Source organism: Faecalibacterium sp. BIOML-A1 (assembly GCF_009679715.1).
GTDB lineage: Bacteria > Bacillota > Clostridia > Oscillospirales > Ruminococcaceae > Faecalibacterium > Faecalibacterium taiwanense.
Map to the genome: position 1 here is coordinate 14,656 of NZ_WKZJ01000005.1, position 22,360 is coordinate 37,015.

The following is a 22,360-nucleotide window of genomic DNA, read 5'->3' on the forward strand; positions in this document are numbered from 1 at the left end:
CTCACTTTCACTTGGTTACGCCGCTGCTGCGGTTTTCCAGCCATTTTTCCACAGCCTTCTGGGCGTAGGTGACGATCACGATGAGCAGCAGCAGAACCACAGCCATGGCGGATGCAAGACCCACCTTCTGGTCGGTATGGGCGATCTTGTCCATGACCACGAAGTAGGTGGAGGTGTTGAAGCCGCCGCCGGTGACAACATAGGGCATCTCGAAGGCGGACAGTGCGCCGGACACCGAGATGATGAGGTTCAGCACCACGATGGTGCTGATGGAGGGCAGGATGATGTCCTTGAAGCGGTGCCATGCGTTGGCACCGTCGATCTCAGCAGCCTCGTACAGAACGGGGTCCACAGAAGCGATAGCACCGATGAACATGACGATGTTCTGGCCGATGTATTTCCAGATAGAGCAGGCCACCAGCACGACGTTGTTGATGGACTCATCCCGGAGCCAGAAGGGCAGCTTATCTACGTTGAAGCCCACCCAGCTCAGCAGGGTATCCAGCACAAAGCCATGGGTGAAGAAAAACTTGAAGATGAAGCCCACCGAGATGCCGCAGATGAGGCAGGGAAAGTACAGTGCACCCCGGAAGAACTTGCTGCCCTTGCACTTGAAGCTCAGGATGGTGGCAAACAGCAGCGCCAGCGCCATCTGCACCACCGAACCTACCATGTAGTAAAGGCTCAGGCTCAGAGCATGGAAGCAGTCTTTGCGGGTAAAGACCGAGATGTAGTTCTGCAGACCCACAAAGGTACGTCTGCCGATGTACTTCATTTTGAAGAAGCTGAACTCCACCATCTTAAAGAAGGGCAGATAGGTGAACATGAACAGCAGCACCAGCGGAACGAACAGGAACACCAGCGTGACGATGAGCTGCTGGCCGCGCATACTGTGAAAGTATTCGCTGAAGCTCTTGCGCTTTTTAGGCGCGGATACGGTTGCGGAAGATGCCATGTAAAAGACCTCCTTTCACCAAAAGCAGGGCGGACATGGGCCCGCCCTGCTGATTTATAACGATAGATCGATTACTGCGGTGCGCAGGCATCCACAGCTGCGTCCCATGCGGCGTTCCAGTCGGCCACGATGTCGTCCAGAGTCTCGTCGCCGTTGATGCCAGCCTCCACCACACGCATGACGTGGGTCTGGTCGGCATTCAGCATCAGCTCAGCCTCCTGCTGCACCTCGGTGGCAAGGTCTGCCAGCTCTGCGGGGGCGGGAGCATCCTCGACCAGGTCGATGCCGTCGAATGCCTTCAGGGTATCGGGGTATTCCTGGCTCTTCAGCACCGGCACACCGCCCTGATCATAAGCAAAGTTGGAGCTTTCGGTCAGCCACTTGATGTAGAGCATGGCAGCCAGCTTTTTGTCATCGGTGGTGTTCTTGTTCACACCGTAGCAGTAGTCTGCACCTGCGCTGGCGTACTGGGTACCCTTGACGGTGATGGGGAACGGCATATAGCCAATGTCGTCGGCGTGGTCACCGGCGGCCTGCATCTGCACGATAGCCCAGCTGCCCAGAACCATGGCACCGATCTGGCCGTTATTGATGCGGGGCTTGGAGCCCTCCCAGTCGGTGGTGGTGGGGTCGGCCTCGGTCAGACCGCGCTTCACTGCTTCGTACAGGATATAGTACACAGCGTAGGGACCCATATCGTCCGCACCCAGAATGCCCTTCTGGAACGGATCCTTGGTCTGGGGCATGGTAATGTTCATCCAGTCCGGGTCGCCGGTTGCGCCGCCGCTGGTGTAAGCATCCCATGCGGTCATGGTCCAGCCGGCGGCGTAGTTGGTGTACAGGGGATCGATGGAAGGATCATAGTCCTTGATCTTCTGCAGGTCATCCAGGAACTCGTCCGGGGTCTTGGGCAGGGTGGTGATGCCGGCAGCCTCAAAGACCTTCTTGTTGTAGATGATGCCCTGTGCATTGCCGGTGGAGGGGATGCCGTACACGCTGCCGTTATAAGCGCGGTTGGAAGCGAAGTTGTAATCGTTCTCAATGTCGCTCAGTGCGCACAGAGGCTCAAAGTAGTCGCCCAACTCGGTCAGGGGGATGTTGGTGGGGATCATGCACAGATCACCCCAGTCGTTGGAAGTCAGACGGGTGGTCATGTCGGTGGCATAGTCGGTGATGCCCTCGTACTTGATGGTGATGTTGGGATACAGCTTCTGGAATGCGGCAACGTAGCCGTCAAAGGTGCCGTCCTCGATGAGGTCGGTGCGGTGGCTGATGAACTTCAGATCGGCCTTCAGGTCGGTGTTGTCGGTGCCGACGGTCAGCTCGTTGTAAGCCTTTGCACCGTCTGCGCTGGCAGCGGAACCGGCGGTGCTGCCGGTGGAGCCGGCGGTAGAAGTGCTGCTGCCGCCGCAGGCGGCCAGAGCAGAGGCTGCGGCCAACACACCAGTGACCTTCAGGAAGTTACGGCGATTGATCTTACGCATAGAAATGTCCTCCTTCTTTATGTGGAACCTTTTTCTGATTTGCGAAAGCTTTCGTTAACTTGATTTAGCTAACTGCTTGCTTTCGCTTTTTGTGATTTAAGTATAGTCTTTTCACGATGCACTGTCAATGTCACCAAAAAGATTCGGTGTTTTGGTGGCAATTCGGCGATTTTCTTGTGAAAACTGACCCGCAAATCCGGGATACAACACGAAAATTGAACTTAAAATGTTTTGTTAGCTAACAAAAATAGAGAAAATTAGCCTAAATGGTGGTTAGCTTAAAGGTTTTCAAGGTTTTTGTTGACGAAACTACCGAAAACTGTTATGCTAATTATAAAGTTAATCGGAATTTTATTTACCTCATAACCAAATCAAGAAGAAAGCTGGTCAGGAACATGGCAAAAGCAGTACGCATGGCGGACATTGCACAGCGGCTGGGCATCAGCACCGTTTCCGTTTCCAAGGGTTTGGCAGGGAAGGAAGGCGTAAGCGCCGAGATGCGTGCCAAGATTGTTGCCACCGCTGAGGAGATGGGCTACCAGCCCCCCGCCCGGACCAACGCCCACCCCGGCGGCGAGAGCATCGGCATTCTGGTGGCAGACCGCTTTTTCAACGAGAATGCCTTTTATTCCAATCTGTACCGTTCCGTGTTGAAAGCTGCCGCCGAGCAGGACATCTCGGTTCTGATGGAGATCGTTCTGCCGCAGGCAGAAAAAAGCTGCAATATGCCCACCTTCCTTGTAAACCGGAAGGTGGACGGCCTGATTTTTATGGGCGAGATCAGCCGCCGCTACCTTGCTACGGCGGTGCAGACCGGCGTGCCCTTTATGCTGCTGGACTTCTACGACGATGCCATTGCCGCCGACTGCGTGCTCAGCGACAACACCAGCGGCAGCTACACGATGACCGAGCACCTTATCTCCACCGGGCGGCGGAACATCGGCTTTGTTGGCAGCGTGCTGTCCACCAGTTCCATCATGGACCGGTATCTGGGCTACGTAAAGGCGATGCTCCGTGCCGGTCTGCCCATCCGGGATGACTGGCGGCTGGAGGACCGGGACGATCAGGGTAAGTTCGTGCCGTTCTCTCTGCCTCATGAAATGCCGGACGCCTTTGTCTGCAACTGCGATGCGGTGGCCTATAATCTGGTGGAGATCCTCAAGCGCAACGGCTACCGGGTGCCGCAGGATGTGGCAGTGACCGGCTACGACGACTACCGCTATTCCACTCTTTGCAGCCCCCAGCTCACCAGCTACCGGGTGGACTTGGACGGCATGGCAAAAACGGTGGTGGCGCAACTGCGCCGCAAAATGGCGCATAAGCCTGCCATTGCTCCCACCGTCATCGTGCCCGGCGGCTTTGTAAGAAGAGAATCTACCTGAAAAAAAAGGGGCTGATGCACGAAGGTTTGTGCATCAGCCCCTTTAGCGGAAAATATAGATGATATTGGGGATGCCGGAGCGTCTGCGAACGCTCCGGCATCCCGTTTTCATTTTTTTACAGGATCGTTCTCAGAAAGGCGGTCAGGACGTTTGCCGCCTGCCGGTGGTTCTCTGCGCCGGGGTGCTGCCGGGCACCCACGGTTTCCGGCGTGGTGTTGGGCAGCTCCAGCAGATAGACAGAGCTGTCTCCGGTAATGGCCTTGTACTGCTCCATGCCCTGCCGCAATACCGGCAGCAGCTCGCTGCCCAGCATCCCGATGCACCACACCAGCTTTGCCCCGGGGTTCTTTGCCCGGAGCAGGGTCAGAAAATGCTGTACACCATCTGCCACTTTTTGGGCGTCCGCAGGGTGGAAGTCTCCATTGGAGAGCCGCCGCAGCTGGTGGGTCTTGCCAGTGGCAGGGTCTTGCCACGGCGGGTTATCAAATGCGCCCGTGTCGTTGGTGCCCAGGTTGACGATGACAGCATCCGGTTTCCATGCAGCAAAATCGTTTTCCTGCTGTGCGCCAAGGGCAGCATTGCGCTGCCCCATCGCTACACCGCACACCTGCGTATAGTAGGGCGGCATCACATGGCGCACATCGTTGTCCCAGCCGGTCACGATGCCCCAGCCACTTTGCGAGATGCAGCGGTATTCGGCTCCCAGTGCATCGGCGGTCAGGCGGCCGTAGTGGTTCTCTGCAGAGAAAAAGGCTCCCACCCAGTCCTCCTCCGGCTTGGCCCCGATGGCACCCTCACCGCTGGTGATGCTGTCGCCCACAAACTCCAGCCGATACTGCGGCTCCGGCAGGGGCAGAAATTCGCCGCCTGCATATTCCAGCCCGGTGATCTGCAACAGATGCGCCGGGTCATCGTGCATGGCCTGCACATCCTTTAGCAGCCGGAGGTGCTTTGCCTTGCCCGGTGTCATGCCCCGGAAAAGACAGATCCGGCTTTTGCCGGGGTTCACGGCAAACCGTGCCACCCATGCGCCGTTCAGCTCCACGCTGACCCACGGCTCTACCGCTTCATAATCGGCGAAAAGATCCACCCACAGCTCACTGCCGGTAAATTCCAGCTCCATGCCGCTGGCCGTCCAGAACAGGGTCAGCGGGTCACGCCCGGTGTGCCGCCCCAGTGCTCGCACCTGCGGCAGCTGGGTCAGCGTCGCAGTTGTAAGTTGCTCCATTTTCTGTTCCCTCCCGTTGGTTTTTGCTTGAAGCATAGCAGATTCTACCCAAAATCGCAAGCTAAATGCGTAAGCTAACAAAAACCTAAAATTTAGTTTAGCCTTTGCACCTCCCGGTGCAGGGGCTTTTTTCAGGTCAGGTTGACCAGTGCTTTGCCCCTCTCCTTGTACCATACGCTGAAAATGAAACGGCATATTGACGGAACTTCCAAAACTGTCTTATACTTATTGCGCAATCTGACGTTGATTTTTGAGAAAACGAGGAAGATGTCATGGAGCTGAAACATAACTTTTACGGGGTGAATTTTGCACCCTTTCCCCGACGGGGCGTGTTGAATAGCGAGACTGCCCACCGCAGTATGGCAGCCATGGTGGAAGCCACCGCCGCCAACTGGGTCATCCTGTCGCCCTCTGGAATACAGTCTGGCCCTTATAGTGAGGAGATTGACTGGCGCACCGATGCCACCCCCACAGACGAGGAGGTGTGCGGTGCTATCCGCTTTGCCAAGCAGTTGGGCTTGCAGGTGGCGCTGAAGCCCACCGTCAACTGTGCCAACGGCGTGTGGCGGGCGCGCATCAGCTTTTTTGACCACGATGTGCCCTGCGAGACCCAGTGGAGCGGATGGTTTGCCAACTACACCGCCTTCCAGACCCACTACGCGGCTCTTGCCGAAGCCGAAGGCTGTGGGCTGTTCCTGACCGGCTGCGAAATGACCATGACCGAGCACAGGGAAACGGAGTGGCGCGCCCTCATTGCCGCCGTGCGACAGCAGTACCACGGCCCGGTGAGCTATAACTGCGATAAATACGGCGAGGACCATGTGAACTGGTGGGATGCCGTGGACTGCATCGCCTCCAGCGGCTACTACCCCCTGAAGGACTGGGAAAACCAGCTGGACCGCATCGAGGCGGTGAGCCAAAAATACAAAAAGCCCGTCCTCTTCAGCGAGGCAGGCTGCATGAACATCACCGGCTCTTCTGCCGTGCCCAACAACTGGGAGCTGAAGGGAACACGGAATGATCTGGAGCAGGCAGATTGGTATGAGGCAATGTTTTCCGCCTGCGCCAAGCGTCCGTGGGTCATGGGCTTTGGCGCGTGGGACTGGCCTGCCGACACCAGAGCAGTCAGTGCCTACGCCGTGTACGGCCGTCCGGCGGCAAAAATTATCCATAGTGCATATCAGGGAGGAGTTTTAGAATGAATACGTCTAATTTTGCTCGTTTGAAAGAACTGTTCCGCCGTGCCGCGGCAGGGCAGGAGTTGACCATCGGCTTTCTGGGCGGTTCCATCACCCAGGGCAGCCTTTCCACCCAGCCCGGTAATGCTTACGCTTTCCGGGTGTACCAGTGGTTCGTGGATACCTTTCCGCAGTCGAAGTTTCACTATGTCAACGGCGGCATCGGCGGCACCAGCTCCCACTATGGCGTTGCCCGTGCCGTGACCGATGTGCTGATGTACCAGCCGGATTTTGTGGCGGTGGATTTCAGCGTCAACGATCTGGAAGTCCCCTTCCGGCAGGAGACTTATGAGGGCGTTGTCCGCAAGCTGCTCACATGGCCCTCCCACCCGGCGGTGGTGCTGCTGAACAACATTTATTACGATACCGGCGAGACGTCACAGGACGAGCACAACGCCGTGGGCGACCACTACGGTGTGCCCCACGTCAGCATCCGGGACAGCATTTACAAGGATCTGCGTGCCGGTAAGTATGCCAGCCGCACCCTGTTGAGCCCCGATGGGCTGCACCCCAACGATTACGGTCACGGTCTGGTGGCAGGGGAGATCATCAAGTTGCTGGAGGCAGTCAACGCCCACCGGGAAGAACCAGAGCAGGAGCCTGCCTTCCCGGCACCGCTCACCGCCAACGCCTACGAGAACGCCCGGCGGCTGACCATCCGGGAGCTCTCCCCCAAGCTGGAGGGTTTCCGGGCAGACCCGGAGGAAAAGCTGGGGCATCTGGACCACTGGAAAAACGGCTGGATCGGTCAGAAGCCCGGGGATAAGATCACCTTTGAAGTGGATGCCTCCTGCATTGCAGTGCAGTACCGCAAGACCATCCGCCGCCCGGCGCTGCGGGCACAGCTGGTGCTGGACGGCGACACCGCCCACGCCGCTGTGCTGGACGGTAACTTCGATGAGGATTGGGGCGACTGCCTGTATCTCCAGCCCATCCTCCACCATGGTGAGCAGAAGAACCATACCGTGGAGATCACCATTCTGCCCACAGAAGATGAAACTCCCACGGAGTTCTACCTCATGGCACTGATCACGGCATGAGGTAGAATACCCCTCTAAGACTTGATTTTTGGTGTGCGGCCACTCGAACCAATGTCGTCAAGTCGGTGGGGAATAGGGTGATTTTGTTTGTCAGAGAGTAAGTGCACGGTTTCTGCACGGATTTTGCACGGTTTCAAAACGTGCAAAGGGTACTTTCCGCTGCAAAATCCGACAAAGGGTGCAGAAATTACCGGGTGAAAAATCACGTTGCTTTGATGTAAAATAACGATGACTCGAAACTTCCAGAAATTGAGACGAACCGGCGGCTTGCGCTCTTGTTCTGTGCACGGTGTGGTACATGGCCTACGGCAAAAAACACGGTTTCTCCTTCCGGAATACCGGCATCGCTATTTCCGGGCATGCACTCCTCAAATCCATCGGCGCGGCCCTGCTTGCAGTCTTTGCCCTGATCCTGATGGTTTTTGCCGTCGACTATTTTGTGGATGTGAACTTCCTGATCGTTTACTGGGGCTTTATGAAGTTTGGAGCCAACCGCATCCCGGGTATGCTCCTTGTTGTACCCATGTATCTCGTGTACTACATTGTCATGTCCATCAGTGTCAACAGTTTTAACTTTAGCACGGCGCTCGGCAAAAACAAGCTGCTTTCTAACCTTCTGATCAGCTTTATCGCGTCGGTTCCCACTCTGTTCATCCTCTGCTACGTTTACGGCATCTTCAAGGCTACCGGCTCGAACCCGATGTTCGGCGGTCTGGCTTCTGCCGCAACTGCAGTGTATGCGCTGCCCGGCTTCATCTTTGTTGCGATCCTGATTTGTCGTCTCCTGTACCAGCACACAGGCAATCCCTACCTTGGCGGCATCTTCTGCGGCGTTCTTGCAGCTGTCAGCGAGTGGGGCATCTGCGAGATTCGCGTGCACACCCCCGGAACACAGTACGCTGGCACTGCTCTGGTCTACGCACTGATCGCGATCGGCTTTGTAGTTACCATAGCATGCGCTGTACTGCTGAAGAAAAATAATGCAGCCGTGCAGGCACATAAATAATGCCTCTTTAATCCTCTTTACAAACCCCTCAATTTTTTATAAACTTGGTTTGCGCATGGTGCGGCCCTTTTAGAGTTTTCTGAAAGGGCCGTATCTTCTGATTGCTCCCTATCTCTGTAAATCTGGCTCGAAAGGAGTCTTACCCAATGCATCCTCTTGCCGAAACTCTGCTGAACGAACCGGTGATCGCCGCTGTGAAAACGGACGAAGCCCTGACTGCTGCGCTGGCTTCGCCCTGCAGCGCCGTTTTTCTGCTGGCGAGCACCCTGCTCACCGTAGACGGGCTTGTGCACCGCATACATGATGCCGGAAAACTGGCCGTGGTTCACATCGACCTTGTGGACGGCCTTTCGTCGCGGGAGATCGCGGTGGACTCCCTCAACGCCCTGTGCCACCCGGACGGCATCATCTCCACCCGCCCGACCCTGATCCGCCGGGCGCGCCACCGCGGCCTGCTGACCGTCCAGCGGGCATTCATCCTGGATTCCCTCTCGCTGACCAGCCTGTCCGGTCAGCTGGAGCAGGGCAAGCCGGATTTTGTCGAGATCCTTCCCGGCATCATGCCCCGGGTCATCGCTGAGATCAGCGCCCGCACACAGGTGCCTGTCATTGCAGGCGGCCTGCTGCGGGACAAAGCCGACGTCATGGCCGCCATGCGCGCAGGTGCCGCCGCAGTTTCCACCTCTGCGCCCTCCCTGTGGGATATCTGAGCCAGAACAAGATCCCAGCTGAAGTACGAAAAGCATAATCGTATCCTGGTGTTTTATTGGATATGCCCGCCCACCGATGGAGCCGGATCTCCACGGTGAGCGGGCATTTTTTCGTTTTCATTCGATTCGAGGGAATCTATTCAGCCTGCGGATTAACTCGATAATTTAAAGCAATACTACAAGTCGCACTTCCCTTAAAGTCTTTCTGCTTCCTGTATCTTAGCATCATACTGGATGGCAGAGATCGGCACAAAGCCCTCGATCATATCCAGTTTGCTGTTGACAAGGTCATCATACACATCTTTGGTGGGCAACATAATGGAAGGCTCCTGTTGTTCATTTGCAATTACGCTTTCCACCAGTGCTTGTTTGTTTTTCAGTTTCTGCGCCATATCGGGCAGGAAGTGATAATTTTCAATCATGAGCAGAATGATGTTTGCCATAAAATTTCCGCGGATGCTGCTCAACTCGATATAAATCGCTCCGGCATCCTCCACGGAAATTTGTGCGATGCTCATCAGGTAATCAGCCAGAGTCGTTTGCGTATCGTTCAAAATTCCCTAACTTGCCATACTGCGTTGCAGGATATTCATTTTTCGATAGTCCTGAATTACACCGGTTTTTATCAGTACATTCCACTACTTTATGCCGTCACATGGGTGGCATTCTCTTTCACCGAATTGATCGTATCCATCAGTTCACTCCCTGTTTTGCCATCAAACAGGCGGGTAAACAGAATGGGCTGGTCAAAGGGTGGTTTCATCAGCACCGCTTTGCTTTCCACATAACCGTTCTGCTCGATGTAATGAATGATCTTCTGCACGAACGCGATCTGCTTCGCATTCAGCGATTCGTCGTTGATGAACTTGGAAAATGCCTGCATGGCAGCATCGTGGTCCAGCTTTGCCACTTTACGCACCAGCAGACCAAAGGGTGTATCCCGAAACTCCCGTGCATAATCCTCTTTGCTGCCCAGCTCACAGGTGAAGATATGTTCCAGCTCGGTATAGTCGCCCCGGGAAAGCGGAATGTTCTGGGTCAGCTTGTGGATGGCCAGCGTATCGCTGCGGTGCTCCATGATGTAGCGGTTCACACGTTCCCGGTACTCGCCGAAATCATAGCCGGAATCCAGCGCTTTGCCCTCGGTCTGTTCCAGTACCGGGTCGGCAAGGGCCGTGTAGACAGGTTTTTGCCCTTCTACACCGTCCACCAGAAACTTGATAAGTTCCCGCAGTTCCTGCCGCATTTCCTCAAAGCGGAGCAGATCATGCGAGGTCAAAAATTCGTCTGTCTGCACCTCCCGGATGAGCGGCAGCTTTGCCTGCACCTGTGGGATGGTAGCTTTCCCTTCCAGCATTGCCGCCGTGCTGCGCAGCTGTTTCTGGGCGCGGCCCAGCCCCGGCAGACCTTCCAGTTCACAGAGCAGCAAGCCATACACAAAGTTATCGAACCGCTTGGCGGCTTCATCTTTGTCGTCCAGCGAGATGAGCGGTGCCACCTCTTTCATCAGAGTACCCTTGTCCGTTTCGGTCAGGCTGACAAAGGCTTCCGGCTTTTGATAGTGTTCCACGGCCTGTCGGTGCAGCCGCACGGATACCAGCTCCGGGTTCAGCGCTCCCACTTCGGCACGGCAGGTTTCTGTTAAAATTTTGCGCCAGTTCTGGTAGTTTTCGTCCCCATAGGCTCCATCCTGCAGCGCGGCGGCGATCCGCACCTGCTTGCAGAAAATGCTCTCGGACAGGCTTTTGGTGTCCGCGCTCTCGTAGCCGTTGGGTTTCTGACGGAAAAATTCAAAGTTGCCGCAGTAGTCGAAGATCAGAAAACGTCGTTTGCCCGTATATTCGCCGTCGATGGCATCCACGCAGGCAAGGGATGGGCAGAGCCGCGTACCACGGCCGATCATCTGCCAGAACTTCGTTTTGCTGCGTACTTTTTTGAAGAACACCAGATTCGCGCACTCCGGCACATCGATGCCCGTGTCCATCATATCCACCGAGACCGCAATAAACGGCGGCTTGTCCGGTTGTTTGAAGTCGTCAATGATGGACTGTGCATAGGCGTCGTCGCAGACCACCCGCTGGATGAATCCCGGGTACTGGGTCTCCAGCTGCGGGTAGAGCTTGCCGAAGCGTTCCCGGATAAACTCTGCGTGGCGCTTGTTCTGGGCAAAGATAATGGTCTTGCCGATGCGGTCGCCGCCCGCCGTCTGGATGCCCCGTTCCATCAGGTCTTGCAGCACCGTGTCCACGGTGTTGGCGTTGAAGATGAACTTATTCAGCTTTTCGGATGGGATGAAGGTGGGCAGGGTGTCGTCCTCGGCAAAATCGTCCTCGTAGCGGGCCTTATCCTCCGGTGAAAGCTGGTCGTAGTGGATGCCCTCTTCTGTGAATTTCGTCTTGACCTCGTAGTTGTAGTAAGGCACCAGCACATGGTCGGTGTAGACCGCCGTGTCGTAATCGTAGGCGTAGGTGGGGATGCCGTGCTCCATCTCGAAAAAGTCGTAGGTGTTGCGGTCTACGTCGGTTTTCGGGGTGGCGGTCAAGCCCACCAGAACCGCATCGAAATAATCAAAAATGGCGCGGTATTTCTTGAAAATGCTGCGGTGGCTCTCGTCCACGATGATAAGGTCAAAGTGGGCGGGCGAAAACAGCGGCACGCCGTCCTTGGTCTTGGCGTTGTCGATGGCGTTGAGCATGGTGGGATAGGTGGAAAACACGATGCGCGCGGCCTTATCGTCCTTGGAGGAGCAGAGGTTGCACAGCGACTGGTCGGGCAGATACTTCTTGAAGTCGTCCTTTGCCTGCTTGACCAGCGCAGTGCGGTCCGCCAGAAAGAGCACGTTGGTCACATGACCGCCCCGGCTCAGCACATCGGTCAGGCTGGATGCGGTGCGGGTCTTGCCTGTGCCAGTAGCCATGACCAGCAGATTGCGCCGGAAGCCCTGCGTAATATGGGCGCAGACTGCCCGGATGGCGTTTTTCTGATAGTAGCGGTCGGTGATTTTATCGTCAATTTCGATGGTGTCCAGCGGTTTTTTCTCGGTGCGGCGGTTCATCAGCTTCTGCAAGTCGTCCTTGCAGAACACCCCGCTCACAGCACGCTGCGGGCCGCTCTGCTCATCCCAGAAATAGGTGGTGTAGCCGTTGGTGGTAAACAGCATCGGACGGCGGCCAAACTTCTGTTCCAGACAGTCTGCATAAAGCTGAGCCTGCTTGCGCCCGATGTTGGGGTCTTTGGTGCTGCGCTTGGCTTCAATGACCGCCAGCGGCAAGCCGTCCTTGCCCATCAGCACATAGTCCGCATAGCCCTTCTGCCCCAGCACGCCGTTCATGTTGTCCACTTCGTACTCGGTGCGCACATCGGCGTCCGGCCCGGTGAATTTCCAGCCCATGGCCTTGAGGTCGATGTCGATGATCTTCCGCCGCGTCTCGGCCTCGGTCAGGTCTGCGGCGGTGAAGCTGCGGCTCTGCTGGTTCTGCTGTTTGCTGGCCGTGTATGCCGCCGAAAGACTCTCCACCTGCTTGCGCAAGGCTTCCAACTCGGCATCCTTCTGGGTCAGCAGGCTTTCCTGCTCCCGGATCTTCTTTTCGTCCAGTGCTACCTTTTCGCCGGGGATGGCTGTTTCATCAAAGGAGCGCTCCACATAGTCCGTGCCGTAGCAGTAATCCACCCACTGGATGAAATCGAACAGCCCCCGCAGGCTGAACACCGCATCCGCCGCCGACACACTGTGCCCTGTATGTACCGCCAGATTGCCCGCCTTCACGATGCTGGGCAGCACGCTCCACACATTGCGGTCCACCGCGAACCGGAAACTCGGCTCGTGCAGAAGGGATTGCAGATTGTCCTTGTAGGGCATCGTGATGGTCTTGTCTGCCGCATACACCCACTTCACCGCCAGCTCCAACGCCTTCCGGCACCCCACCGCGCACATCGCCGGGGAGGTGGAGAACACTTTCTCGGCCTCGATGGCAGAATTGGCAAAGAGGGAATATTCGGGGCGGGTGGAGAGATAGGAGAAGTTGGACATAAAATCAGCTCCTTTATGTAGGATGATTATTGGCAGTATTTCAGTAATTCTGGAAATTTATCACTGGCATCACGAATCATCCAGCGCTTAAATGCAGCAAAGGGAGCATTCCACTTTAATTTCATCATAATGGACAGCTCTAAATCTTTTTTGTCTTCCCCGTCAGCTGCATTGTAATCCGTTACACATTCTTCGAATGCATTCAGTTCTTTTGACAGCTGCTTTCGGATGATTTTGGCCTCTTCGATTTTCTGTGCAGTCGAGCCATAATATACTTCGTTAAGGAGTGCCACCGTGTTTCGGGTTTCAACGTCGTCTTCTAATGCAGTAATTTCTAATTTATCTGGCATAAACGGTTCACTATGCCGACGAAATGCAATTTTCTTATCAACTGCAACTTTTGTACAATCCAGAATCGGTGTGAACTTATCGTTTTTTATATTGTTGCAATGATTGCAAGATAAAAACAGATTTTCCCAATCGAACATCAAATCTCGGTTTCCACGATGTGGAACGAGATGTTCTATTTGGAGATTGTCCAAATCTTTCTTCTCACAAAGGTAGCATTTATGTGCAAACATCAATCCAAGTGCTTTATTCACTTCGTTGGTATTATACTTTCCGCTACCTTTGCGTTTTTCTCGTTTCAAGGATTCGATTGCTACATGGGCTTCGGAGCTGTCAGGTCGTTCGAATTTGACCATTAGAGCACCTTCTTCCCCTCAATCTTGGAAAGGACATCTTCCGCATCTTTCAATTCCATTCGTAAGTCTGCGCGTTCTGCGCGTTCGTCATCGGAAAGGTCCGTCCGCCCATAAAGCTCCTGATATCGCTTTGCTTTCTTTTGTAACTCATCAGAAAAAGCTGTTGCATCCAGATAGCCTTCTGCAATATCATCAACGGAATAGGAAGAAAAATCTGTAAAACGAACCTGCTTTTCTAAATCATAAATGCAGGCATTGCTGATGGAGTTCAGGATATAGGCGGAATGTGTTGTAATGATAAACTGGATGCGTGGGAAGAACTCTGTCAGGAAGGGCAGGATTTTCCTCTGAAGTTCCACATGAAGATGCGTTTCCAGCTCATCAATCAGCACAATGCCTTCCACATCGTACTGGCTCAGTTCGCCTTTCAGCAACCAGTTGCGGTCCATACGGAGGATTAGGTCTGCGACAATACCGATGATTGCAGAATAGCCATCAGAAAGTTCATCCAAACTATATGGATTTCGACCTTTCTGTTCAATTAGAAAATTATAGTTTTTATAGTCATATATCAATCGGATGCTGTCATCGCTCAATAATACTTTTAGCGCATTTTCGAAGCGGGAAAACCATTCCGCGATTTTCTTCTCGACACTTAAATCATTTTCATTCTTTGCATATGCCTGTTGAGTTTTGAGATGAACCATATATTTCAGCAAAATATTTTCTGGTGTATCATCCAAACTGTATTGATTTTCTAGTTTTACATCTTGAACTCCCTTTGCGCGATGAATCACTGTCTTTCTGTCTGCCGGAAAGTAAGCAGTTACAAATTCTCCCTGACTATATAAACGGTCTAAGCCTACTACATTTGAAACGTCTACTTCTACTCCAGAATTATACTTTGCAAATGTTTCGGCAACAATTTTTTCAAGTTCAGAAAGCTTATCATTCGATTTATAGGATCTCCGAATACACAATTTCTGATAGACCCCATCATCGATTGCCTGCAGATAATCTTTCATCGCCTGCAATACTGAAGTTTTACCGGAGCCATTTTTACCAGTCAGGATAAGATGCTGACGCTTTTCAGGGTTCAGTTTGATTTCAATGTCTTTTAGATGTCGAACCTCATTGATGTGGACACTTGTAATAAAATGTTCCATAATATCACCTCTGACCGTTGCATAATTGCTTAAATGTCTGCCACATTGCAGCATACGCTTCTGCTCCAACCAGTTCTTTTAGCAGTTGCTCCCGAAGCTCAGGTTTCAGCTTTTGAATCGAGTTCTTTGCCTTGATTGCATCAAACTTTGCATTATTGTAGTCTCTTTCTTCTTCAAAAGTCATCATCGTATGCTCCTTTCGTGGTAAAATGTTCTGTTTAACGTTATTATACCGCTAAAATCCGCTGCTGCACACCCTTTTACCCAAAATATTCCTGCATCAGCGCCTTTCTCATCAGTTCCAGCTTTTCAAGGCTTTGCTGTACGGTCTGCTTCTGCTGGTCTACACGCTCTACAAAGGCGGCAAATTCGTTTTGCAGGGTAAGCGGCGGCAGATGCACTTCTATTTCTTTTAACTTTGTAACATTTATTCCGGCCATGATTGCACCCGAACTCACTAATTCAATTTGGTGTTTGATAAAGTTACTATTATGTAGTTGGTGCATCATAAAGGTTGGGACGGCTCTCTTCTTATCAATGCGAATTCTCAATACATCGGAATGAATAATGCCATTTTTTAAGTTTTCAGGAAATACAGCGCAACGTCCCACATTGCCCTTTCGAGACATGGCAATATCACCAGGAATAATAGAATACGACTCAAGCTGTAAAGCTTTTTCTGCGGTAATAAAATGTGTTGGCTTTAAGAGAAAGTTGCTGTTGATTTGAGGAATTTCCCATACAGCAACGCCTGTGGACTGGTATTCATCTTTACTTAACTGTGTTCCAAATGGGCCACACTTAATATCATCTTGATCGGCACATATGTTTACTATCTTTTCTTTCTTCCATGGACACGCTGGACTTGCTAAATCTCCAAACATCTCCACAAACCGTGCCTTTACCAGCTCGTCCAGTTTGGCAAGCTGCTGCTTACGGAGAGAAATCAACTGCTCTAACTTCTTGAATTTTTCTGCAATTTCTTTCTGCTGGTTTACTTCAGGTAACGGGATTTCAATGCTTTCAACGATGGATTTAGAAATTTCTTTAAAAGTCGCACCACGTCCCAACGAATTGAGATAGTCTGTTTTTGATTTCAAGAAAAAATAGAGGTATTCATTATAAATCGCATCTGAGCAAATAAGGTTCTTGAATCCCTGATTGCAACACATTTCACAACCGGCAATTGCGGTTTTGCCAATCGGCGCGCGAGAAGATAAAATGACTGTTCCTGCCGGCAGATAAGACAATCCTGTTTTTTCTTTTCCCTCTTCAGTAATGTGCCGAACTGAATCCATAATGTAAAAAGTATCTTCGTTCAATTCAGCAGGTGTTATCCATTTGATGTTGCCATCCCAGTAGGACGTAACAGATGTTTTTGGTGTCGAACCAGATACAATAGTACAAACCTCTCCCAACTTCGCCATCATACCATCTCCTCCAACTCTGCCAGACCCTTGGTGATCTCCATTTCCAGCTCATGCAGGTCGGCAAGGATCTCCGTAGTCGAGGGATACTCCACCGGCACATACTCGGTCTCTTTGTACTTATTGATGGACAAATCGTACCCATTGGCGGCAATCTCCGCTTTGGGCACAAAGAAGCTCTGCTCGGTGCGCTTGCGGTCAGTTTCGGCATCGAGGTTATGGAACCGGGCGATGATGTCCGGGATGTCGTTTTCCTTCACCTCGGTGCGCTTGTCGTCCAGCGAAAAGCCGTCGGCTTTCATATCGTAGAACCACACCTTATCGGTGCCGCCCGCGCCGGTCTTGGTAAACACCAGCACCGCTGTGGACACGCCTGCGTAGGGCTTGAACACGCCGGAGGGCATGGAGATGACCGCCTGCAGCTGGTGGTTTTCAATCAGTTCTTTTCGGATGCTCTGGTGCGCCTTGCTGGAACCGAACAGCACGCCGTCCGGCACGATGCAGGCGCAGCGTCCGCCGGTTTTGAGCATCCGCAGGAAGAGCGCAAGGAAAAGCAATTCTGTCTTTTTGGTGTTGGTGACGGCTTTCAGGTCGTCGTTGATGCTCTCGGCATCCACAGTGCCCTTGAACGGCGGGTTTGCAAGGCAGACGGTATACTTGCTGCAAATGGAGTTTTGCTTCGACACGCTGTCCTTGTAGTCGATCTCCGGGTTCGTGATGGAGTGGAGCATCAGATTCATGGCCGAAATGCGCAGCATGGTGCGGTCCATGTCAAAGCCGGTGAACATCGGGCCGGCAAAATGCTGCCACTGTTCCGGAGTCATATCGTCCCCATAGTACTTGCGAACATATTTTGCGCTGGACACCAGAAAACCTGCCGTACCGCAGGCCGGGTCACAGATGAAATCGTCCGGCGTGGGCTGCACCAGCTCCACCATCATATCAATGATATGCAGAGGCGTGCGGAACTGGCCGTTCCGACCCGCCGTTGCCAGCTTGCCCAGCATATACTCGTACAGGTCGCCCTGCATATCAAGGTCGGCAATGTCGTGGGTGTAAAGATCCTCCAGCCCGGTGATGATCTTTTGCAGCACCTGCGGCGTGGGAATCAGGAACAGGGCATCGTCCATGTACCGCGCAAAGGCGGTGTTGCCCTCATCCGGGCGGGTGGGGTCGTCTGCGATCTCCACCAGCTCACCGTTTGCGTCAAAGTCCGGCAGACGGCCATATTTCATCTTTTTGATGGCAGGGAACACCCGCTGCTGCATGGTCAGGAAAATCTCGCGGGAATCTTTATCCTTGAAGCGGCTCCACCGCATAGACTGTCCTGCCGCGCTGGCCGGGAAGATATGCTCCATCTTTTCGCCCGCCATGTTCTCAAAATCTTCGGTGGCAAGCTCTTTCTCGTCCAGTGACCGGATGAACATGAGATAGGTCAGCTGTTCAATGACGGTCAGCGGATTGGTGATGCCGCCTGCCCAAATGTCCGTCCAGATCTTGTCTACCTTATTTTTAATGGCTCCTGTTACCATGCGTTCCTCCTGAATGTTTGCCAATCGCAAACGCTTTTCATCTTGATTTTTTGGTGATAATATCACAATTTTATTATAGCAGTGTACGATTGCATTTTCAACGTAGAGTGTTTAGCGGAAGTGCTTTCTTGATCGCAAGGCAAGAAAGTAGTGGAACGTTAAAACAGCAATTTGCGATATGCAATTCAACGCTGTTGCTGTTACATGAAGAAGTTGAATTGCTATAAAACGGTAAAGTGAATTTTACCTGCTTTGCCGTTTTTTCTTTACATCTGGACTCCAACATGCTTTTGTGCTATTCAGCGATTCCATCGCGCAGCCTGCGCTCTGCTTACCAACTGATGATCTCCGGCGGTGATGTGAAAGCCGTACAGGGAACAACACCTGTGCAGGCTGCCCCGGTTGAAGCAGAACCGGCCATCTCCGTGTCGGCACTTTTGGAGCTTCTGAAGGACGCAGACCCTGCCGTAAAAGCACAGCTCCGCTTGGCTCTGCTGACCTGAATTGCAAAAAATAGCACGAATTGCAGAGTAATTCACAGACTTACTCCATCTGACACGAAAAATGCGGACCGTGCAGAGACCGTGCAACTGGCGTACAAAAAGAAAATCCCACGAGGAATCTTACGATTCTTCGTGGGATTTTGGTGCGCTCGAGGGAACTCGAATCCCTGGCCCTCTGATTAAAAGAATGGCCGCTCTAGGATTTGGTCGTTTTTCGCCGTGTGTTTTTATATAGAATCATCGTCGTTTTTATGCTTGGTCGTGCATCTTCGCACCCGACCTTTTTCGGTGGATAAGGCACAAATAAGGCACTTTCAAGAGAACACCCCACAATGAACAGAAAGAGAAGCAGCCCACAGGCCCGGCGGAATCATCCCCGCCCCCTGTGGGCTGTATTTTTGTTTCCCGGTCATGCGTGGTTCTCGTCCCGAATCCGGGTGAACACATCCGTTAGAGCGTCCGCCGCTGCTGCATCCGCCGAACGGATGAACCCGGCGTAAATATCGGTGGTGGTGCTGGTCTTGGCGTGACCCAAACGGCCAGAAACCGCCGTAACGGGAACATGGGCCGCTATCAGCAAGCTGGCGTTGGTATGCCGTAGGCTGTGAAAGTGTACGGGCGGCAGGTCATGCGCCGCCAGAAAACCCGGGAACCATGTTGTTACCGTCTTGGGGTCGATGGGTGCGCCGTTCCATTTGGTAAACAGCAGGTCGTTTTCCACCGTCTTACCCTCTATTTCCACCTTGCGCACCCACTCGGAACCAATTTTGAACCGCTCTGCCTTTTGGTGTTTGCGGTATTCCTGCAAGAGCTGCACACAGTCCGCGCCCATCTTGATGCACCGCCGGGAGCGTTTTGTTTTGGGCGAGGTGAACACCGTGCCTTTGCCCGGGATGTATTGCAAGGTGCGTTCAATGGAAATCGTACCCGCATCTAAATCCACGTCAGACCAGCGCAGACCGCAAATCTCGCCGCGCCGTGCGCCCGTGAACAAGGCAAGCTGTGTAATGACACTGAATTGTGTGGGTGCATCCTGCAAGGCATTCAGCAGCTTGGCAACGTCCAATTCTTCGAGGGCCTGCACGTCTATCTCTTCGGCCTTGGGTGCCTCTGCCCGCTTGCAGGGGTTTTCTGGTACAAGCCCCCACTGTACCGCCTTTGTGAACACGCTGGACAACATCCGGTGATAGTGCTGCACCGTGTTCCCGTTGAGCCTGCCGCCGTCCTTGGCGTGCTCTGTGAACGCCTTGGAGAGGGGAAGCCCAGCGACCCGGGAAACCTTTTCCGCCGTGCTCTGGCTCACGTTCGCGCCCCTGTGCACGTTCCGCATGGTATCTTCCCCAATGCCTGCCGCTTTTGCAATCTCGCCCCGCTTACCGTGCGGCAGCAGTTCCAGCAGGGCAGGCGTTGCGGTATAGGTGCTATCTTCTCGCACACCCTGTTCCTCTAAGTTCGAGTAAAAGGCCATGAGGTGCGAGGGTTTGACTTGGCAGACCTTGAGTTGACCCAGCCCGGCGGAGATACGCGGCACAAGCCGCCGATAGTTGTAAACCGTCTTGGCCTTGAGCTTCTTTTCTGCATATTCGGTGAACCACCGCTCTATCAGATCATCCATCTTCATAGATGCTTCAAGAGAAATACCGTTGCGCACTTCCTGTTCGAATGCGTCCGCCTGCCGTTTCAGCTCTCTTTCCAACTTCTTCCCGGTCATGCCCGGTGGGGGTGTATAGGTGCGGTTTACCAGCACTTGACGGCCTTGCCGATCATAGCCGTTAGAAACCCGGATGCAGTAGGAGCAGGAGCCGTCTTTCTTCACCCGCTTTGTTATCTTTGCCATGTGGTTACACTTTCTGTGGGACTGCGCCCACGCTGACAGCGGCAGAGAAGCCCCGCCGGGCGGCTTTAGCTGTTCTTGTGGTCTGTATCTTTGGGAGCATCCCCGGCGGCGTCCTGTGCATCCTGTGCGTTCTCTGGTGGATGTTTTTCCTCTCGCTGATATTTATAAATTTGAGTAAGTTCCTCAATTCTTTCTCTTGCAACACGCTGACCGTCTGCATTCAGTTCCTCATAGTAAACGACAATATCCCGCAAGTCGGGCGGCAAAAAACGGAACAACTGCAAAAGTGCGCTTCCGGATTCTTTTCCTATCTCGTCTACGGCGGTCCACATTTGATTTTCAAGGACAGAAAGTGCCTTTGCGGCCTTGCCGTTAGTTAATGCCGGGGTTATTTTTCCTGTTTCAAGCGATTTTTGCAGCTCCCCTTTCAGTGCTTTGGCTGTATCCTCTGCATCAAAAAGAGAACGCTGCACCGGGTCTGTGTCACCGTAAAGCAAATAACCGGGCGTAACCCCCAAGGCATCCGCGAGCTTTCTTAAAGTTTCAATTTTAGGATTCCGCAAATCATTTTCCCACTGGGCAATACCAGCCGCAGAAATCCCCAATTTATGTGCAAGTTCTGCCTGTGTCATGCCCGCACTCTTTCGAGCCTGCCTGATTCTTTCGCCGGTCGTCATTGCCAAACATCCCCCTTTTCTGAAATCAGTATAGCATAATTTTTAGCAGAAATGAAGCATAAGATAATGTTTTCGCCTTGACATACTCTTTTGCTAATGTTATATTGTTAGCATACGATAAAGAAAGGATAATGATACTATGAGAGTTGACCGTGTCAAACTGATTGCCGAAATGGCCCGGCAGAACATACATATTAAGGAATTAGCAGAAAAAGCACTCGTGTCCCGTGTGACTATTACAGCCATGCGCGGCGGCAAGAGCTGCAACGTCAACAGTGCAAGACGTGTCGCGCAGGCTTTAGGCGTTTCATTGGAAAGCCTGCTGGAAGATAGAAAGGAGAGTTGACACATGGGCGACACTATCCGTTATCCCAATATGGGAACAGTCAAAAAGGCTGCTGAAATTTACGGCCTGTCCCCGGTCTACATCCGCCGACTGTGCAAAGAGGGCAAAATCAGGTATGTAAATGCCGGGCATATGTGGCTCGTGAATCTGGACAGCCTAGCCCGGTACTTTGAGCAGGGCGACCCGGTCCCGGCTGAGCCCGGCCAGACCGCCCACGGAATCCGGCGGCAGTGGGGGTAGTTATGGATGGCACGAAAGCAAAGCGCGAGACCGCTTCCCCGCTGGATGTCCGCCGCTCCTGATTGCAGAGAGACACGGTTCGTTCAAATTGGCGATACGCTTTTACACAACGAACGATTCAAAGCCTTGAGCCCGGGCGCATTCAAACTATACGTTTGTTGTTCCATGGAAGCGGCCGGACGAATCAACTTTCAAATTCCCGCATCTAAAGCAGAAAAATACGGCATCCCGCGAAAATCATTTCAGCGTTACTTGCAAGAGCTGATAGACGCCGGATTTATCCAACTGAACAGAAGCGGTAAAACTACCCGCACCGCAAACGATTATTCATTCTGTTTTGATTGGTACAATCCCCCTTGAACAAAAGGAGCACCGTTATGAAGATTTTCGATATTCTCCCCGTGGGAGAAGAAAACGCTATCTCAGCAAAAGCTCTCAGTGCAAAACTCGGCCTATCTGTGCGCGAATGCCGCGCTAGAATATCAAAAGAACTGCAAGAGGGCTCGTTCTGTCTTTCTTCAACACATCGTCCCGGCGGATATTTCCGACCATCTCCCGGCGAAAAAGGGCGTCAAGAACTTTTGCGCTTTTACCGTCGAGAACTTTCGCGCAGCCGTTCGAGTGCTCGAAAACTGAAAACAGTCCGCACAGCTCTTGAGGAATGCGAGGGACAAGAAACCGCATTCGATATAGACACCCTTGAGTGACCTCTTTATCTTCTTATTTATTTTTGTCAATGGATGGCTATATATAGTATATCTGGGTCAAAATGACCCAGTGTGCAAAAATGTCAAATAACGTATTATCGTCATCACACTGGGCCAATTTGACGCAGTGCGACCGTAGAAAATGGCT

22 protein-coding genes are annotated in these 22,360 nt (G+C 52.9%); 10 read left to right on the top strand and 12 right to left on the bottom strand.

What is annotated here, in order from left to right; translation table 11 throughout:
• Positions 1 to 7: 7 nt before the first annotated feature.
• Positions 8 to 955, bottom strand: coding sequence for a sugar ABC transporter permease (locus tag GKG36_RS07470; protein WP_005922707.1), 948 nt, complete (start codon positions 953 to 955; stop codon positions 8 to 10).
• A gap of 71 nt (positions 956 to 1,026) precedes the next feature.
• Positions 1,027 to 2,439: an ABC transporter substrate-binding protein gene (locus tag GKG36_RS07475; RefSeq protein WP_097773139.1), complete on the bottom strand. Its 1,413-nt coding sequence runs from the start codon at positions 2,437 to 2,439 to the stop codon at positions 1,027 to 1,029.
• 395 nt (positions 2,440 to 2,834) lie between these two features.
• Between GKG36_RS07475 and GKG36_RS07480 the strand changes: the two genes are divergently transcribed.
• The gene (locus GKG36_RS07480; RefSeq protein WP_015537567.1) at positions 2,835 to 3,821 is read left to right on the top strand and encodes a LacI family DNA-binding transcriptional regulator; all 987 of its coding nucleotides are present in this window, start codon (positions 2,835 to 2,837) and stop codon (positions 3,819 to 3,821) included.
• A gap of 115 nt (positions 3,822 to 3,936) precedes the next feature.
• On the opposite strand, the gene GKG36_RS07485 is transcribed toward GKG36_RS07480, so the two are convergent.
• Positions 3,937 to 5,049: an SGNH/GDSL hydrolase family protein gene (locus tag GKG36_RS07485; protein ID WP_015537568.1), complete on the bottom strand. Its 1,113-nt coding sequence runs from the start codon at positions 5,047 to 5,049 to the stop codon at positions 3,937 to 3,939.
• Positions 5,050 to 5,321: 272 nt separating this feature from the next.
• Between GKG36_RS07485 and GKG36_RS07490 the strand changes: the two genes are divergently transcribed.
• The 4 genes from GKG36_RS07490 (at position 5,322) to GKG36_RS07505 (ending at position 9,043) form a co-directional block, all read left to right on the top strand.
• A complete protein-coding gene (locus GKG36_RS07490; RefSeq protein WP_015537569.1) occupies positions 5,322 to 6,251 on the top strand; it encodes a hypothetical protein in 930 nt (309 codons plus the stop codon).
• The gene (locus GKG36_RS07495) at positions 6,248 to 7,327 is read left to right on the top strand and encodes an SGNH/GDSL hydrolase family protein (protein ID WP_154260005.1); all 1,080 of its coding nucleotides are present in this window, start codon (positions 6,248 to 6,250) and stop codon (positions 7,325 to 7,327) included. The genes GKG36_RS07490 and GKG36_RS07495 overlap by 4 nt, the downstream gene beginning before the upstream one ends.
• 298 nt (positions 7,328 to 7,625) lie before the next feature.
• Complete coding sequence (locus GKG36_RS07500; RefSeq protein ID WP_154260007.1) at positions 7,626 to 8,333, top strand: hypothetical protein; 708 nt, start codon at positions 7,626 to 7,628, stop codon at positions 8,331 to 8,333.
• Between the two features lie 146 nt (positions 8,334 to 8,479).
• Positions 8,480 to 9,043 carry a glycerol-3-phosphate responsive antiterminator gene (locus tag GKG36_RS07505; protein WP_154260009.1) on the top strand — a complete coding sequence of 188 codons (564 nt, stop codon included), beginning with the start codon at positions 8,480 to 8,482 and terminating at the stop codon, positions 9,041 to 9,043.
• Between the two features lie 194 nt (positions 9,044 to 9,237).
• Here the strand turns inward: GKG36_RS07505 and GKG36_RS07510 are convergent, their stop codons facing one another.
• From GKG36_RS07510 to GKG36_RS07540, 7 genes are all read right to left on the bottom strand, one after another.
• Entirely contained in the window at positions 9,238 to 9,597 is a 360-nt protein-coding gene (locus tag GKG36_RS07510; protein WP_154260010.1) for a hypothetical protein, read from the bottom strand.
• Between the two features lie 89 nt (positions 9,598 to 9,686).
• Positions 9,687 to 13,073 carry a DEAD/DEAH box helicase family protein gene (locus tag GKG36_RS07515; RefSeq protein ID WP_154260012.1) on the bottom strand — a complete coding sequence of 1,129 codons (3,387 nt, stop codon included), beginning with the start codon at positions 13,071 to 13,073 and terminating at the stop codon, positions 9,687 to 9,689.
• Positions 13,074 to 13,099: 26 nt separating this feature from the next.
• Positions 13,100 to 13,777, bottom strand: a complete 678-nt coding sequence (locus GKG36_RS07520) for an HNH endonuclease (protein ID WP_049935323.1) — start codon at positions 13,775 to 13,777, stop codon at positions 13,100 to 13,102.
• Complete coding sequence (locus GKG36_RS07525; protein WP_173012922.1) at positions 13,777 to 14,943, bottom strand: ATP-binding protein; 1,167 nt, start codon at positions 14,941 to 14,943, stop codon at positions 13,777 to 13,779. The genes GKG36_RS07520 and GKG36_RS07525 overlap by 1 nt, the downstream gene beginning before the upstream one ends.
• 4 nt (positions 14,944 to 14,947) lie before the next feature.
• Positions 14,948 to 15,130 (bottom strand): hypothetical protein, encoded by a 183-nt coding sequence (locus GKG36_RS07530; RefSeq protein ID WP_154260016.1) that lies wholly within the window; start codon positions 15,128 to 15,130, stop codon positions 14,948 to 14,950.
• 73 nt (positions 15,131 to 15,203) lie between these two features.
• The gene (locus GKG36_RS07535; RefSeq protein WP_154260018.1) at positions 15,204 to 16,373 is read right to left on the bottom strand and encodes a restriction endonuclease subunit S; all 1,170 of its coding nucleotides are present in this window, start codon (positions 16,371 to 16,373) and stop codon (positions 15,204 to 15,206) included.
• Positions 16,370 to 17,902 carry a class I SAM-dependent DNA methyltransferase gene (locus tag GKG36_RS07540; protein WP_154260165.1) on the bottom strand — a complete coding sequence of 511 codons (1,533 nt, stop codon included), beginning with the start codon at positions 17,900 to 17,902 and terminating at the stop codon, positions 16,370 to 16,372. Before GKG36_RS07540 ends, GKG36_RS07535 begins: the two co-directional genes overlap by 4 nt.
• Positions 17,903 to 18,186: 284 nt before the next feature.
• Here GKG36_RS07540 and GKG36_RS07545 point away from each other — a divergent pair, with 284 nt between their 5' ends.
• Positions 18,187 to 18,405 (top strand): hypothetical protein, encoded by a 219-nt coding sequence (locus GKG36_RS07545; protein ID WP_242961842.1) that lies wholly within the window; start codon positions 18,187 to 18,189, stop codon positions 18,403 to 18,405.
• 409 nt (positions 18,406 to 18,814) lie between these two features.
• Here GKG36_RS07545 and GKG36_RS07550 read toward each other — a convergent pair whose 3' ends face one another.
• Together GKG36_RS07550 and GKG36_RS07555 are read right to left on the bottom strand one after the other, a co-directional pair.
• The gene (locus GKG36_RS07550) at positions 18,815 to 20,242 is read right to left on the bottom strand and encodes a tyrosine-type recombinase/integrase (RefSeq protein WP_154260019.1); all 1,428 of its coding nucleotides are present in this window, start codon (positions 20,240 to 20,242) and stop codon (positions 18,815 to 18,817) included.
• Positions 20,243 to 20,307: 65 nt separating this feature from the next.
• On the bottom strand, positions 20,308 to 20,919 hold the full coding sequence (locus GKG36_RS07555) for a helix-turn-helix domain-containing protein (RefSeq protein WP_154260021.1): 612 nt from the start codon (positions 20,917 to 20,919) through the stop codon (positions 20,308 to 20,310).
• A 139-nt stretch (positions 20,920 to 21,058) separates the two neighbouring features.
• On the opposite strand from GKG36_RS07555, the gene GKG36_RS07560 reads away from it, so the two are divergent.
• From GKG36_RS07560 to GKG36_RS07575, 4 genes are read left to right on the top strand one after another with little or no spacing between them, the layout of a single operon-like run.
• The gene (locus tag GKG36_RS07560) at positions 21,059 to 21,265 is read left to right on the top strand and encodes a helix-turn-helix domain-containing protein (RefSeq protein WP_154260023.1); all 207 of its coding nucleotides are present in this window, start codon (positions 21,059 to 21,061) and stop codon (positions 21,263 to 21,265) included.
• Positions 21,266 to 21,268: 3 nt separating this feature from the next.
• Positions 21,269 to 21,505, top strand: coding sequence for a helix-turn-helix domain-containing protein (locus GKG36_RS07565; RefSeq protein WP_154260025.1), 237 nt, complete (start codon positions 21,269 to 21,271; stop codon positions 21,503 to 21,505).
• Between the two features lie 6 nt (positions 21,506 to 21,511).
• The gene (locus GKG36_RS07570) at positions 21,512 to 21,865 is read left to right on the top strand and encodes a hypothetical protein (RefSeq protein WP_154260027.1); all 354 of its coding nucleotides are present in this window, start codon (positions 21,512 to 21,514) and stop codon (positions 21,863 to 21,865) included.
• Between the two features lie 17 nt (positions 21,866 to 21,882).
• Positions 21,883 to 22,212 carry a hypothetical protein gene (locus GKG36_RS07575; RefSeq protein WP_154260029.1) on the top strand — a complete coding sequence of 110 codons (330 nt, stop codon included), beginning with the start codon at positions 21,883 to 21,885 and terminating at the stop codon, positions 22,210 to 22,212.
• Positions 22,213 to 22,360: the final 148 nt, after the last annotated feature.

Excerpts from the sequence above, each read along its gene's own strand:
- GKG36_RS07470 (WP_005922707.1), bottom strand. The coding sequence starts at position 955 with ATGGCATCTTCCGCAACCGTATCCGCGCCTAAAAAGCGCAAGAGCTTC.
- GKG36_RS07475 (WP_097773139.1), bottom strand. The coding sequence starts at position 2,439 with ATGCGTAAGATCAATCGCCGTAACTTCCTGAAGGTCACTGGTGTGTTG.
- GKG36_RS07480 (WP_015537567.1), top strand. The coding sequence starts at position 2,835 with ATGGCAAAAGCAGTACGCATGGCGGACATTGCACAGCGGCTGGGCATC.
- GKG36_RS07485 (WP_015537568.1), bottom strand. The coding sequence starts at position 5,049 with ATGGAGCAACTTACAACTGCGACGCTGACCCAGCTGCCGCAGGTGCGA.
- GKG36_RS07490 (WP_015537569.1), top strand. The coding sequence starts at position 5,322 with ATGGAGCTGAAACATAACTTTTACGGGGTGAATTTTGCACCCTTTCCC.
- GKG36_RS07495 (WP_154260005.1), top strand. The coding sequence starts at position 6,248 with ATGAATACGTCTAATTTTGCTCGTTTGAAAGAACTGTTCCGCCGTGCC.
- GKG36_RS07500 (WP_154260007.1), top strand. The coding sequence starts at position 7,626 with ATGGCCTACGGCAAAAAACACGGTTTCTCCTTCCGGAATACCGGCATC.
- GKG36_RS07505 (WP_154260009.1), top strand. The coding sequence starts at position 8,480 with ATGCATCCTCTTGCCGAAACTCTGCTGAACGAACCGGTGATCGCCGCT.
- GKG36_RS07515 (WP_154260012.1), bottom strand. The coding sequence starts at position 13,073 with ATGTCCAACTTCTCCTATCTCTCCACCCGCCCCGAATATTCCCTCTTT.
- GKG36_RS07520 (WP_049935323.1), bottom strand. The coding sequence starts at position 13,777 with ATGGTCAAATTCGAACGACCTGACAGCTCCGAAGCCCATGTAGCAATC.
- GKG36_RS07525 (WP_173012922.1), bottom strand. The coding sequence starts at position 14,943 with ATGGAACATTTTATTACAAGTGTCCACATCAATGAGGTTCGACATCTA.
- GKG36_RS07530 (WP_154260016.1), bottom strand. The coding sequence starts at position 15,130 with ATGATGACTTTTGAAGAAGAAAGAGACTACAATAATGCAAAGTTTGAT.
- GKG36_RS07535 (WP_154260018.1), bottom strand. The coding sequence starts at position 16,373 with ATGATGGCGAAGTTGGGAGAGGTTTGTACTATTGTATCTGGTTCGACA.
- GKG36_RS07540 (WP_154260165.1), bottom strand. The coding sequence starts at position 17,902 with ATGGTAACAGGAGCCATTAAAAATAAGGTAGACAAGATCTGGACGGAC.
- GKG36_RS07545 (WP_242961842.1), top strand. The coding sequence starts at position 18,187 with ATGCTTTTGTGCTATTCAGCGATTCCATCGCGCAGCCTGCGCTCTGCT.
- GKG36_RS07550 (WP_154260019.1), bottom strand. The coding sequence starts at position 20,242 with ATGGCAAAGATAACAAAGCGGGTGAAGAAAGACGGCTCCTGCTCCTAC.
- GKG36_RS07555 (WP_154260021.1), bottom strand. The coding sequence starts at position 20,919 with ATGACGACCGGCGAAAGAATCAGGCAGGCTCGAAAGAGTGCGGGCATG.
- GKG36_RS07560 (WP_154260023.1), top strand. The coding sequence starts at position 21,059 with ATGAGAGTTGACCGTGTCAAACTGATTGCCGAAATGGCCCGGCAGAAC.
- GKG36_RS07565 (WP_154260025.1), top strand. The coding sequence starts at position 21,269 with ATGGGCGACACTATCCGTTATCCCAATATGGGAACAGTCAAAAAGGCT.
- GKG36_RS07570 (WP_154260027.1), top strand. The coding sequence starts at position 21,512 with ATGGCACGAAAGCAAAGCGCGAGACCGCTTCCCCGCTGGATGTCCGCC.
- GKG36_RS07575 (WP_154260029.1), top strand. The coding sequence starts at position 21,883 with ATGAAGATTTTCGATATTCTCCCCGTGGGAGAAGAAAACGCTATCTCA.